9 protein-coding genes are annotated in these 13,535 nt (G+C 65.5%); 3 read left to right on the top strand and 6 right to left on the bottom strand.

The genetic code is table 11. From position 1 onward, the window contains the following. The first annotated feature begins 174 nt into the window (after positions 1-174). Together J0J06_RS12245 and J0J06_RS12250 are read left to right on the top strand one after the other, a co-directional pair. Complete coding sequence (locus J0J06_RS12245; protein ID WP_294042300.1) at positions 175-1,746, top strand: hypothetical protein; 1,572 nt, start codon at positions 175-177, stop codon at positions 1,744-1,746. A 31-nt stretch (positions 1,747-1,777) separates the two neighbouring features. Next, positions 1,778-3,019 carry a DUF3089 domain-containing protein gene (locus J0J06_RS12250; RefSeq protein WP_294042302.1) on the top strand — a complete coding sequence of 414 codons (1,242 nt, stop codon included), beginning with the start codon at positions 1,778-1,780 and terminating at the stop codon, positions 3,017-3,019. 78 nt (positions 3,020-3,097) lie between these two features. Here J0J06_RS12250 and J0J06_RS12255 read toward each other — a convergent pair whose 3' ends face one another. From J0J06_RS12255 to J0J06_RS12280, 6 genes are all read right to left on the bottom strand, one after another. Then, the gene (locus tag J0J06_RS12255; RefSeq protein ID WP_294042304.1) at positions 3,098-5,956 is read right to left on the bottom strand and encodes a TonB-dependent receptor; all 2,859 of its coding nucleotides are present in this window, start codon (positions 5,954-5,956) and stop codon (positions 3,098-3,100) included. A gap of 250 nt (positions 5,957-6,206) precedes the next feature. Continuing rightward, a complete protein-coding gene (locus tag J0J06_RS12260) occupies positions 6,207-8,534 on the bottom strand; it encodes a TonB-dependent receptor (RefSeq protein ID WP_366931221.1) in 2,328 nt (775 codons plus the stop codon). Between the two features lie 13 nt (positions 8,535-8,547). Beyond that, positions 8,548-9,492, bottom strand: a complete 945-nt coding sequence (locus J0J06_RS12265; RefSeq protein ID WP_294042307.1) for a FecR domain-containing protein — start codon at positions 9,490-9,492, stop codon at positions 8,548-8,550. Beyond that, complete coding sequence (locus tag J0J06_RS12270) at positions 9,482-10,039, bottom strand: RNA polymerase sigma factor (RefSeq protein ID WP_294042309.1); 558 nt, start codon at positions 10,037-10,039, stop codon at positions 9,482-9,484. The genes J0J06_RS12265 and J0J06_RS12270 overlap by 11 nt, the downstream gene beginning before the upstream one ends. Positions 10,040-10,056: 17 nt before the next feature. Further along, on the bottom strand, positions 10,057-10,860 hold the full coding sequence (locus tag J0J06_RS12275; RefSeq protein ID WP_294042311.1) for a ChbG/HpnK family deacetylase: 804 nt from the start codon (positions 10,858-10,860) through the stop codon (positions 10,057-10,059). Beyond that, the gene (locus J0J06_RS12280; RefSeq protein WP_294042313.1) at positions 10,835-11,704 is read right to left on the bottom strand and encodes a glycosyltransferase family A protein; all 870 of its coding nucleotides are present in this window, start codon (positions 11,702-11,704) and stop codon (positions 10,835-10,837) included. The genes J0J06_RS12275 and J0J06_RS12280 overlap by 26 nt, the downstream gene beginning before the upstream one ends. 314 nt (positions 11,705-12,018) lie before the next feature. Here J0J06_RS12280 and J0J06_RS12285 point away from each other — a divergent pair, with 314 nt between their 5' ends. Further along, positions 12,019-13,503, top strand: a complete 1,485-nt coding sequence (locus tag J0J06_RS12285) for a hypothetical protein (protein ID WP_294042315.1) — start codon at positions 12,019-12,021, stop codon at positions 13,501-13,503. Positions 13,504-13,535: the final 32 nt, after the last annotated feature.

Consider the following 13,535-nt stretch of genomic DNA (forward strand, 5'->3'; position numbering starts at 1 on the left):
ATAGCCCCTTTGTCGATATTGGTCAGGCCAATCTCTCTGCGGGCAGACGCTCTCGCGCACCCAGACCGGCGAGATTGACAAGAAAGCGCTGTGAAAAGGGCTGGAAGATCGGGATTAGTCTCGCGCTTCGCGGAGGATCGATGCAGAGTGGAAAAAAGTGAAAGGGTCTGAAGGATGACGCTGGCGCGGAGAGACGTTCTGCTGACCCTTGGCGCCGGCGTTGCCGCCCGTGCGGTGCCGGTGCGGGCGGGCGCCGCCGGAGCGCCGTTGAAAACGATCAATCGCGCTTGGATTGTTACGCCGAAGGAGGCGGTCGACTGGCATCGGTACAAGGACGATAACGGACCGGCGCTTACCGGGAACGACTCCTGGCGATCGTTTCTGGCGTTCCTGGAAACCAAGCTGAAGGCTTATGGCTGCGTCGACGTCCGGCGGTCGCCATGGACGTTCCAGCGGCTGGTGAGCAGCGTCTGGCCCGACGACTCCAAATGGGGGCTGGTGTCCAACGGCAAGCGAATCCACGTCGCCAATTTCGGCGCCAATTGCGGGACGACGGGGTCGCAAGGCGTTACCGCCGACCTCGTTCTGTGGGACCCCGACGCCAAGCCGGATGTCGCCGGGAAGATCGTCGTGTTCCGGCCCGGTCCGCGCGCCGAAGTGCGAGATGCGTTTGCCGACAGCGACTATGAATCGCGGACGCCGTTCGACAGCTGGCCGGTCGAAGGCAAGCCGGTGTCGCAGGAGCCCGCCACCACAAACTCGGTGTCGAGCATCGTCTGGGACGAGATGACCGCGACCTCTCTATTCGTCGCCCAGATGCGCGACGCGAAGCCGGCGGGTATCGTGTTCGCGATGAACCTCAACCGCGCGCTGACGGAGGGTCTCTACACGTTCCGCGTGCCCGCCGATTATGATTTCCCATCGGTTTATGTCGATCGCACGAACGGCGACGTGCTGGTGGCCGACGCCAGGGCCGGGCGCAGCGCGACCATCCGGGTCGAGGGCGAGCGTGTGGCGTCGGAGGCCTATCAGTTGACCGCGTATCTGCCCGGCCGCGACTATGGGACGGCCAAGGACGAACAGGTCCAGCTCCGCACGCATACCGACGGCCCGTCGATCAGCCAGGACGACGGTGCGCTCGGGCTGTTGGGCGTGGTGAAATATGTCAGCCATATCCCGCAAAAGGACCGGCCCCGGACTCTGATGATCGAGCTCGATTGCCGCCACTTCATGCCGGGGGCGGAACGCGCGTGGGCGAGCCAGGATTATTTCATCAAGAATCCAAGCGCGCGCGACAAGATCGTCGCGATGGTCGCGATGGAGCATCTCGGCCAGATCGAATATGTCGTCGATGGCGAGGCGATAAAGCCGAGCGGCCGTTCGCTCGAAACATGGATCTACGCGTCGCCCGACACCGGCATGCTGGCGGAGGCGCTGCGCGCCGTGTCCGACAATCAGGTGCGCTCCGCGGTTATCCGCTCGCCCGGCCGCAACGGCGTGCACGGCAAATCGCAAGGGCCGTGGTACGGCATGTCGAGCGGCGGCCAGTATCTCGGCCTGCCCACCTATGGCGTGCAGGGCGATCTAGGCGCTTATTGGGCGCATTCGGCGAGGATCGATCGCTTCGATGCCAGGTCCTATTGCCGCCAAGTTGCGGTGTTCGCGCAGCTGACCGGTTATCTGATGACCGCGGCCTTGCCCAGGGTTCCGAAGGTCGAGCGGCCGCAGGGACAATCGGCAGGCTAACTAGAAAAGGCATGGTTCGAGGAGCCGAACGATGATCAGACTGACGAACAGGCCGCTCTCCAAGCCGGGCCGCGCGTTGCTGGCGGCGGGCCTCGCTTTGCTGGGGCTGGCCGCGGCTAGCGCTCCCGCGTACGCTCAGGTCGCGCCCGATCCCCGGATTCCGCACGCCGACTATGCCAATCCGGCGCTGTGGCTGTGCCGGCCCGATCTTGCGGTCAACTATTGCCGCGTCAATCTCGACGCGACGGTGATCGCCGCCGACGGATCGACCACGATCGAGCGCTACGTCCCCGCCAAGGATCCGCCGATCGACTGCTTCTTCGTCTATCCCACCGTGTCCAAGGATCCGGGCTGGCAGTCCGATTTCATTCCCGACTTTCGCGAAACCGACGACGTCAAGGAGCAATTCGCGCGCTTCGGAAAGGTGTGTCGCCAGTTCGCGCCGATGTACCGGCAGGGCACGCTGACCGCGCTGCGCCGCAACGTGGGCGGGCCGCAACCGGTCGGCGAAAAGCTGCCCGACGGGGTCGGCGGGCTGAACGACGTCCGGGATGCGTGGAACTGGTATCTCGCGCACGAAAATCAGGGGCGCGGCGTTGTGCTGATCGGGCACAGCCAGGGCGCGGCGATGATCGCGCGGCTGCTGGCGCAGGATATTGACGGCAAGTCGGTGCAGTCGCGGATCGTCTCGGCGTTGATCCTCGGCGCGGCGGTCTATGTCCCGCCGGGCAAGGATGTCGGCGGCAGCTTCAAGAACGTGCCGCTATGCCGCGCAAAGGGGCAGACGGGTTGCATCGTGAGCTATGCGACCTTCCGCGATTCGTATCCGCCGCCCGCCAAGACACTGTTCGGGCGAACGCGCGACGGGATGCGGGTTGCGTGCACCAATCCCGCCAATCTCGGCGGCGGGGCTGGGCTGGCTGAATCTTATTTCGTCACCAAGGGTTTCCTCAACGACGCCGGCGGCACTACCCAGCCCGACTGGATCAACCCGCCGCAGCCGATCGGTACGCCGTTCGTCAAGACGCCGGGCCTGATCACGACGCGCTGCATCGAAAGCGGTGAGTTCGATTATCTCGCGCTCAGCGTGAACACCGATCCGCGCGGCAAGCGGACCAACCGGCTGGCGGGCGAGATCGTGCGGCCGTTCGGGATCGACTATTCATGGGGGCTGCACATCCTCGACGTCGATCATTCGATCGGCAACCTGATCGCGATCGTCGCAGCGCAGAGCCGCACGTATCTCGCCCGCAACCCCACGCCGCGTCCCTGACGGGCGGGGGCGGCTAGCCGGGGGGGGCGACGGGTCAAGCAATCCTGACGTCGTCGGCTCCCGCCATCTCCCCCGCCCCTAGAACTTCGCTCTGAAGCCCATCCGGAAGGCGCGGCCCATGGGGTCGTAGAGGTCGAAACGGCCGCCCAGCCCCGGCGCGGAATATTGCACCGTGGCGGGAACCACCGGCAGGTCGATCGGATCGCGATCGAACAGATTGTCCACGCCAAGGGTCAGCGCATAGGTCGCCCCCTTGATGTCGAACTTGTAGACGGCGGTGAGCCCGAACGTCATGAAGCTGCCGACCCGGTTGTTGTCGACGTCGACGCCGGTCTTCCACGCATTCTGGAGCACCCCCGGTCCGACATAGCGCGAGGCCAGCGTCAGCGAGAGCGGTCCCTGCTCGTACGTCAGGGTGGCGTTCGCCTTGAATTTGGGCTGGCCCGGATTGAGGTCCGCCACCTGTCCGGCGAACTTGGTGACGTTGCCCAGGGCGTCGATCTGCGTGAACACCGGCACGTAGGAGCCGAGCGCCCGGAAACTGACTTGTCCCGGCCCAATGGGGTGACGATAGGCAAGCTCGAAGTCCCAGCCCAGCGTCTTCAGGCTGGCGATGTTGAAGGGAACAGTGTCGATCGACAGGATCGCCAGGTTCGCGTCGCGATGGATATATTGGCAATATTGCGTCTGGCCGGCGTTGCAGAAGGCAAGCTCCTGCGCCGCGGAGATCGAGGAAATCGCGCCCTTCAGGTTGATGCGATAATAATCGACCGACAGCTGCAGACCCGGAATGAAGCTGGGGCTGTAGATGACACCCGCGGTCAGCGTGTTGGCGATCTCGGGCTTGAGCGCCGGATTGCCCTTCGCATTGGTATATTGCGGATAGGTCGTGTTGGTCAGCGAATCGAAGACCGGTTGCTGCGTCAGCGTCCCGCCCGAAAACAGATCGGTCAGCGTCGGCGCGCGGATGTCGCGCGACAGCGTGGCGCGCACACGCAAGTCGTTGAAGATCTGGTCGGTAATGCCGAGCTTCCAGGTCTTGACCGTGCCGCTGGTGCTGTAGTCGGTCAGGCGACCGGCGGCGTTGATGTCGAGTTTCTGGAACAGCGGCACGTTCTTCAGCAGCGGGACGCTGATCTCGGCGAACGCTTCCTTGACGTGGCGCCTGCCCGAGAAGGGCTGGAAGTTCTGGACCGCATAGGCGCGCGCCAGCGCCAGCGCGTCCTGCGTGGAGAAGGCCTGGTTCTTGATATAGTCGGCGCCGAACGCGACGGAGACGTCACCCGCGGGAAGACGGAACAGGGTGCCCGACGCATCGATCGATGCGACATCCAGCTTGACGATCGACCGCTGATACGCGGTGCCGTGCGTATAGGCGACGACATCGGCCGGCACCGCGCCGGTGCCGAACACATTGTAGGGGCGGCAGCCGTTGTTCGGATTGGTCAGCGTGCTCCGGCAGGCGACAGACCCGATCGCCAGGCCCGACGAGCCAACGTTGGCCGCCGTCACGCGCACCGCATCGACCGCATTGAGGAAGTTGGCGATGATCGTGTCGTTGTCGGCGTAGAGGTTGGTCTTCGACTCGCCGTGCGTGTAGTAAGCATGCCACCGCCAGGTCGACCCGATCTTGCCGTCCAGTCCGACCACGGCACGCCAGATGTCGCGGTTATTGCGCGACGTCGGCGGACCCATGTTGATCGTACTCTTGCCAAGGCTGAAGGTCGTCTGTCCGGCTGTCGCCAGGCGTCCGGCCAGGGTCGGGTCGAGATAGGCATTGTCCGCGTTGATCGTCAGATTGCCCTGACGCAGATAATATAGGTAGCCATTCTCGTTATAGTTCGTCCGGCCGTAGAAGCCTTCGGCATAGGCTGTCACATTCGGCGTGACGTCGTAATCGACGTGCGCGAACGTGTTGGCGTAGTTGAGCGGGGTCGAGATCGACCGGGCCAGCCCGACCGTATTGTCGACATCGCCCCCATATTGGACCAGACCCGACTGATTGCCGAAATTATAGGATGCGGGCGTTCCGTTCGGGCCAAGGAACTGAGTACCCCGCAGGATTCCGGAGACGATGACGCCGCCCGGCGATGTGTTCGACGTGCCCGTGTTGCTAACGGTGATCTGGCGCGGCTGGCCGTTGGTCGCGGTATAAGCGGGGTTATTGACGACGGCGCGGCTCTTGAACCAGTCGCGGTCGATCAGGTCGACGCCCCTTCCCTGGTTGAAATAGTCGAATTCCGCAACGAATCGGCCCTTGCCGCCGGCGAACCCGAACCCGGCCGTTAGGTTGCCTTTCACATAGCCGGCGTCGCCGCGACCGCTGACGCCGGACTCGAGATTGACGCCAAAACCCTTATAGTCGCGATTGAGGATGAAGTTGACCACGCCGGCGACAGCGTCCGACCCCCACGCGGCCGAGGCGCCGCCCGTCACGACTTCGACTCGCTTGATCAGGCCGAACGGCAGCGTGACCGTGTCAACGCCGCCGGCGCTGGTCGATTCGACCACGCGGCGAGTGTCGAGCAGGACAAGCGTGCGGGTCGGACCCAGGTTGCGCAAATTGACGAATTCCGCACCGCCGCCCGCGACGTTGATCGCCGGGTTCTTCGCCGATGTCGCGTTACCGAAGGAAGGCAGCTGGTTGAGGTAGCTGGCGATGGTCGGAGGAGCCTGACGCTGGATCTCGACCTCGCCGACGACCGTCACGGGCGTCGGCTGCTGGAAGCCGTTGGTGACGATGCGGGATCCCGTGACGACGATGTCGGGAGAGGCCGGCGAAGAAGCGTTCGCGGTGTCCTGATCGGTCGACTTCGCCGTGGTGCTATCGGATGCTGCGGGGCTAGCCGCCGGCGGGGTTACCGGCGCGGATTGCGCGGCGGCCGCAGTCGGCAGAGTGATCGCAGCGACGCCGCACAGCAGAATAGACCTGACCATCAGTCATCCTCCTCCAAATGACCCGCACTCTCCGGTGCGGCGCAATCATCATGGCTGTGAGACGGGCGAAATGCAATATTAATTCACACGACAGTGAAAAACATTCAAAGAATGCGTCTGAAGGAGTTCAAGCAGCTCGCCTACTGGGCGGACACAGCGAGTCTGTCGTCATGTTGAAGCCGCGCTAGGTTGCCGACCCGATAATTAGGTCGCCAACGGACGATAGACGTGTTCGGCAGCCGGCCGTCGCCTACCAGTCGACGGCAAAGCCCAGGCGTGCGTTGAGGGGGCGCAACGGTGTCAGCTGATTCCGCGTCACCAAGGTGAACGGGTTGCCGAAGGCGAAACGGTTGGCCTGGTTGTTGCCGGCATTGTCGACGGTCAGCGACAGTTCGACGTTGCGCCACTGCAACCCCGCGCTGGCGCCCAGCACGGCGTAATTCCCCTGATTGACGTCGAGAAGATCGCCGGTGCCCAGCACCGACCGGCCGACATAATCGACCGTCGCACCGATCCGGGGGCTGAGGTTCCCCGCGGTCCATTCGTATGACAAGCCAATGTGCGATGCGAATGGCGGCGTTTCGGGCAAGCGGCGATTGTCGCGCTTCGATTGGTCCGCAATCGGCCCCGTGACTCGATTGTTCGTCAGCAGGAACGCGGCGCGTAGGTTGAGGCCGGCGACCGGGATCCAGTCCAGATTCCCCTCCAGCGTCGCGATCCGCGCATCGCCGATATTGGCCGTATAGGGCTGCCCCCGCGCGCTGATCAGGTCGGCTTGAATGCCATGCCAGCGAGCGAAGGATATGCCGCCCGACAAGGAGACTCCGATCGGGCCGTCCCGCAGTTTGCGGATGCCGAGTTCGCCGACCGTGATCGAATCGGCCCGGTAATCGGCGACTCGTCCCACTCCGGGCGCAACCGCCAGACCGCCGGTGCGATAACCGGTCTGAAAGCGGGCATAGGCCGCCAGCCGCGGCGCGATCGTCCAGGACAAAGCGATCGTCGGATCGACTCGCTGGGTCGACCGGCCCTTGACGAAATTCTCGGAGCGCGGCCGGCTCGACGGCTCGCCATCGACGCGCGCATAGGTCGCGCGGCCACCGAACGTCGCGAACAAGCCGGGTAGTACGCCGAACGTCGCTTCGCCGAACGCCGATCCCGCCTTGGTCACGTTGGTGACGCCGATGATGTTGGGCGGGGCGTCGGGCGAGCCGATCGATCGCGACAAGATGTCGCGGTCGGAAATGAACGTGAAGCCGCCGACCCACGAATTGCCGTTGGGCAAGGAGCGCGAGAGGCGCGTTTCCTGGCTCAAAAGCTGTTTGCGTCGCGTGGAGGTGTAGGTCGCCGGCGTTCGCGGCATTCCGGGCGCCGGCGGCGGCGTCGCGTCGAATTGATCGCTCGACCGATAGCCGACGATACCCGTGGCCGATGTCAGTTGCAGCCCGTCGTCCCACTCCTTCGACACGACCGCACGGCCGAACAGCAGCCGGTTGCTGAACGGTTGCGCGATCGACGAACGGCGCTTCAGTGGCGCTTCGGCGCGTTCGGCATATTGTCCGTCGCTGGTATCGATCTGCTGCGCTGCGCCACTCAGGTCGATCCGCCATCCATCGCCCGCGACCCAGCGGAGCGCGGCTCGCCCGCCGACCGTGTCCGTGCGATTTACGTTGGACAGCCGACGCATCGAGTCGTCGATATAGCCGCCGTCGCGGACTCGGTACGCGACCATGCGGAGACCGAGCCTATCGGCAACGATGGGGAGGTTGATCATGCCCGCCGCGTCGAACCCGGGGCTGCCACCTTTCGTGGCGGTCGCGCCGCCCGCGATGCTCGCCCCAACCTTGTCGAGCGCGACGGGGTTGGAATTGAGCCGGATAACGCCGCCGATCGCGCCCGCGCCGTAGAGCGTGCCTTGCGGCCCCTCCATCACCTCGACGGACTTGACGTCGTAGAGCCGCAGCCCGGGATCGGGGCCGGAATAGTTGAGCTGGACGTCGTCCAGATAGATGCTGACCGTCGATTGCGTGCTGCCGTTGAAGCTGCTGTCGGCGACGCCGCGAATGAACACCTTGTTGCGGCCAGCGCCGAGTTGCGTACTCTGGAGGATCGGCTGGGTCCGCGCCAGATCGGACATGTTGCCGTCGCTGATGCTATCCGTCGGCAGTCGCCGTTCGACCACCGTCAGGCTGCCGGGATAGCGCAATAAGGGCACGCGTTGCTTGCTGGCGGTCACGACGATGTCGGGCTGGGCCTCGGGCCGCGCGGGCGCGGTGGGCACAGCGCGGCGCGGCGCGATCTTGGCGGCAGCACGGACGACGCGATAGCCGCCGCCGGGCATCGAGATCGCACGAAAACCGGTACCGTCGAGCAGTAGCGCCAGCGCCTTGCGCACCGGCATGGTTCCCGAAACCCCGCGCGTCCTGACCTGACGCAGCGCCGGTTCGGTGCTGACGATTTCGACGTTCGTCTCCCTCGCCAGCGTCACCAGCGCGACGTCCAATGTCGTTGCGGGGATCGAGATGATGGCATCGCGCGCTATCGCCGGGTGCGGGGAATAGATGGCCCCCGCGATCAACAGCGCAAAAAGATCAACGCGTAGGCGGCGCGCCGTTCGACAATATCCACCGCTGCCCGTCACGCCGCCAATTCGCCCCGATCGCTGTGGCCAGATGCGGTACATCCCGATCGGCGGCTCCCGTGAAGCGAAGCATGCCGGTAAAAGGCCGGGCGGACAAGTCGGGGTCGGCGACGACGTCGGCGCCGTAAAGCCGGTTGAATGTCGCGATTGCTTCACCGACCGTCGCGCCGTCGAAACTGAGGTCGCCGCTCCGCCATCCGCCGACCGACTCCGGCGACACCTTGCTCCGCACCGCGCTCCCGCTCCGCTGGTCGATGGTCAGCGCATCGCCGCGGACCAGCGTCACGCCGTCGCGGCCGGGTTCGACGCTCACCGACCCCTCGGCCACGGCCACGGTTACCTTGTCGCCTTCGCGATCGACGTTGAACACCGTACCGAGATCGCGAATCGTGATCCCGCCCGTCTTGATCGCGAAAGGCCGGTCGGCGTCGTGCCGGACGTGGAAGGTCGCTTCACCCTGTTGGAGTGATGCGACGCGCGGATCGGCGCGGTCCAGCCGGATACGCGTGCCGCCGCTCATTTCGATGCGGGTGCCGTCATCCAGCGCGACCATGCGGCGTTCGCCGGGTTTCGTGGCGAGCTCGTACGGCGCAGGGCGCGTGGCGAGCATGCCAGGCGCCAGCAATGCGGCGATTGCCGCGGCGGCCGCCGCGCCGCCCGCGACGAACCACCGGCGCGACCGGGAATTGTCGTTCGCTGCCTCGGGCACCGGCTCGGGAAAGCGCGCATCGCCGACGATGTGGTCCTCACGCGCGACGATGTCATAGGCTGCGGCGTGGGCCGGGTCAGCCTCGAGCCAGGCGACGAAATCGCCCCATTCGTCGTCACGCGCTTCGGCCAGGCGCACATGCCAGCCGATCGCCTGATCGATGATTGCACCCCGTTCAATCTGCACGATCCGGGCCCCTTTCATAGTCAGGACGACGCGAGCCCACCGAATCCTCACCGGATCGATCGAGCCGGTCGTGAATCTTGCGGTACGCGCGCTGCAGCAGCTTCTCGACCCCGCTGACGCTGATCCCCAGATTTTCGGCGATGTCGCGTTGCGGCCGACCTTCGATGCGGAACAGCCGCAGCGCGGTGGCCATGCGTTCGGGCATGTCGTTCAGCGCGCTCTCGACCGCCTGCCATTCGCTCCGCCCGATCGAGACTCGCTCGGCATCGGGAAGGTCGTCGGCGTCTGGCTGATGGTCGGCCCAGGCGGCATCGCGCACCACGCGGCGGCTGGCGGCGATGCGGCGATCGGTCGCCAGGTTGGCGGCGACCCGATAGAGGAACGCCGCAGGCTGATCGACCGGCCGGTCGCTGAGCTGGTCGATCCGCAGCCACATGTCCTGCAACGCATCTTCGGCATCGTCGCGGCTGCCGAGCCGAGCGGTCAGCAACCGCAGCAGCATCGGCCGCTGCGCAAGGAAAATGGCGGTCAGGCCGCTGTCAGCCACACTGCTCCAATCTCGAGTCAGGTCGGAAACGCCAAACCGGCGGCAGCAGCAATGTCGGCGATCGGCAAGTTTCGCAAGGCTTCGGCCTCGCGTTCGCGGGCGGCGGCGATGGTGTCGCCGGGGCGCTGCCCCGCGCCGGGATGACACATCACGACGTGCATCTTGCCCGGCCGCCGAAGAAAGCGCGGGAAGATGTCGCGATAGTCGCTGGCGAAATCATAGTGGCCCGCGAACCCGTCGTTGCACGCTAGCCCATGCGACGCCGCCGCTGCGCGCAGTCCCCGGGAGTGATAGGCGCTGCCGATCGCCTTACCGACGAACGGCCGTGCCAAAATGCCCCATGGGCGGTCGGCGCAATTGCGGACCCAGGCGCCGGGCGCGAGGCGGGCTGTCTGGGCCAAAACGATCTCGCGAATGTCGGGCAGGGCATGGGCGTGCTGATGCCCGTCGATGAACGCCGGGGGGCGGCCCATCGCGGCGATGAACGAATCGAACTGCGCGACCACCTCGGCCACGATCTCCCCTAGCGGAAGCATGCCCCTACGCGCCGATCGCCGCAGGGTCTCAATCGTCGGCAATACACCGTCGGGGGTCAGCCGCGGCATCGCGGTCAGCGGCCGCTCGCCGGTCAGCGTCAGGTGCAGCCCGATCTGGACGTGATCGGGCAGGCCATTGAGCAGTCTGCTGTCGGCGCGCCAGTTCGGCATTGCGGTCATGCAGCCGATCGCGTTGAGCTTTCCGTACCGCGCCAGTCCGGCAATCGTCTCGGTGACGTCGCGCGAGAAGGCGAAATCGTCAGAACATAGAATGAGACGTGGCAAGGGCCGGCCCCTCGAGCATCTGGAACCGTCGCTCGCGCATGCGATGGCTGAGCAGCCGGCGCCGGGCGAGCCGCCGCGCCAGGAACGAATAGAAGAACCAGTCCCCGGCCCATGGCGCGGTCGCCAGATAGGTCAGCCGCTCGACCAGTGTCCACCGGATCGAAGCGCGGTCGCGTTTGCGCGGGGAGGGCACGCACCAGAGGTCGGACGAGTATCGCATCGTGCCGAACGGCATCACGCGATGGATGATCTCATGATCTTCGAGCACGAAGCTCCAGCGCCGCGGATCGAACCCTCCGGCTGCCCGCAACGCACTGGCGCGGAACGCCTGGCCGGCGCCGCCGGTATGACATTGCCGGGGCAATAGCCGCGCGACAGCGAGGAACGAGCGCGATTTGGCGCGGCGATCCTCATCGTCGGCGTCGGGCGCGACGAAATAGGCACCGGCAATCGCGCAGCCGGGTCGTTCGAGGACGCGCTGCGCCTCGGCCAGGTAATGCGCGGGGTATATCGTGTCGGCGTCGCACGTCGCGACATAGGGCGTCCGCACCGCGTCGAGTCCCGCGCGCAAGGCGGCGATCTTTCCCGGCGTGCGTTCGGTGAACAGGGCGTGCGCGATATGGTTATCACGGCACGCCTCGAGCGCGATGATTGCGCTGCCATCGGTCGATCCGTTGTCGATCAGGACGATCGTCGTCGCCACCGTCTGCCGCGCGAGGCTGGCGATGGTCGCAGCGATATAGTCGCGCTCGTTGAAGAACGGGATCAGCACGGTCCAGTCCGCCGAACGCCGATCAGACTGGCGAGCGTCGGTCATCGGGGGTGAGGCGAGGTCGAGATACATTTGCCGTCCAGCGGGGCGTCGGTGTTAAAGAAACCGGAGCCGAAACAGGACTAAAACGGCTGCCCTCCAGCAGAATGCCGCCCGTCGCTGCGCCGGCACCGGTTTCCGCTGCCCCCGATCTGACGACGACGCGGCGACCTGGGACCCGCACACCCGAACTGCAAAAGTTTACAAATTATTTTCCATGATGCCGCCGCCCGGGTCGCGCCGCAGGGCCTTTAAGACGACGCCGGATGCGCAAACCTCACACCCGGACGCAAAAATAAGTCGCATGACGCAAGGCACCCGCCCGCCTTAAAAAATGGCGGATGGAGATGGCGTATTTCACGACGGCGGCGATTCAGAGCCGACCGAAGCAAAGCCATTCGCTTGCCCTGTTCGCAGCGCTGCTCGTCATCGTGGTTGCGTTGCGTGCACACGATTTCGGCAATCCGGCCATCCATGTCGATGAGGAATATTATCTGCTCGTCGGCGACCGGATGCTGCACGGCGCGGTGCCCTATGTCGACGTCTGGGATCGCAAGCCGGTCGGCCTCTTCCTGATCTTCGCGGCGATCCGGCTGATACCCGGCGACGGCATCATCGCCTATCAAATGATCGCGACGGCGTTCGCTGCGGCGACCGCGGTGCTGGTCGGCAAGGCCGGACGGCGTCTGGGGGCAAGCCGCGAAGGCGCGTTCGCCGCTGCCGTCGCCTATGTCCTCTGGCTGTCGCTGCTCAGCGGCCGGGGCGGCCAGTCGCCGATATTCTACAACCTGTTCGTCGCTGCTGGCGGCCTGCTGACGTTGCGGCTGCCCGATCTTGCCGCCCGGCGCGATGGGCGGGCGATCATCCTCAACGGCGCGGCGACGTGCGCACTGGCCGGGCTGGCGATCCAGACCAAATATACGCCGATGGTCGAAGGCGCTTTCTTCGGCGTGATGCATGTCGTGTACCTGCGTCGCGCCCGCGCCTCTTTGGTGATGACGGCCGGCGCGGCGGTGGCGTGGATGGTGCTCGGCATTCTTCCGACCGCGCTGGTTGTCGCCTGGTATTACCAACAGGGACCGGCGACCTTCGATGCGTTCTGGTTCGCCAATTTTACGTCGGTGGCGCTGCGCCGGGGCTATCCCGCCGCGAAGATCGTGGCTCGCCTAGCCGGCACGACGGCGCAATTGTTGCCGCTCGTGGTTAGCACCGTCATCGCGTGGCGGCACGTTCCGCGCAGTGCGGAAACATCGATAGCCCTCGGATGGCTGATCGCCGCGCTCGTCGCGTTCGCCATGATCGGCGCGTTCTTCGACCATTACGCGCTGCCGCTGATGGTCCCGCTGACGATGCTTGCTGCGCCGGTGTTCGGGCGTCACCGCGTCGCGCTGGGGGCGACGATGAGCTGGGGGGCGATGCTGTTCCTTTTCCACCTCACCACCGAGCCGAACAATGGCACATCCACGCGCGATGTCGCGCGGCTGATCAAGGCCGAGAGCGGGCGCGAATGCCCTTATGTCTTTGCCGGGGACGCTGTTCTGTATCTGCTGGCCGACGCCTGCCTGCCGACCCCCTATGCTTTTCCGTCGACCCTGGCCTATGAACCCGAACGCGGCGCAACCGGCGTCGACGAGGCGGCGGAGGTGCGCAGGATCATCGCCGGGCGTCCGCCCGTCATCGTGACGATGGACCATCCGCTCGCGCCATGGAACGAAGCGAGCCTTGCCGTCGTGCGCGCGGCGCTGGCCAGCGACTATCGACTGGTGCTTTCGGCGCCGCGCGGGCCGGACCGCCTTTTGGTCTATCGCCGCCGCGATGCCGGGAATCGATGAGATTATTTGGGGGTGGAGGTGCGGGAAGACCG

It is taken from the genome of Sphingomonas sp., from assembly GCF_017304615.1.
GTDB lineage: Bacteria > Pseudomonadota > Alphaproteobacteria > Sphingomonadales > Sphingomonadaceae > Sphingomonas.

Coding starts and splice junctions, on each gene's coding strand:
- J0J06_RS12245 (WP_294042300.1), top strand. CDS start 175: ATGACGCTGGCGCGGAGAGACGTTCTGCTGACCCTTGGCGCCGGCGTT.
- J0J06_RS12250 (WP_294042302.1), top strand. CDS start 1,778: ATGATCAGACTGACGAACAGGCCGCTCTCCAAGCCGGGCCGCGCGTTG.
- J0J06_RS12255 (WP_294042304.1), bottom strand. CDS start 5,956: ATGGTCAGGTCTATTCTGCTGTGCGGCGTCGCTGCGATCACTCTGCCG.
- J0J06_RS12280 (WP_294042313.1), bottom strand. CDS start 11,704: ATGTATCTCGACCTCGCCTCACCCCCGATGACCGACGCTCGCCAGTCT.
- J0J06_RS12285 (WP_294042315.1), top strand. CDS start 12,019: ATGGCGTATTTCACGACGGCGGCGATTCAGAGCCGACCGAAGCAAAGC.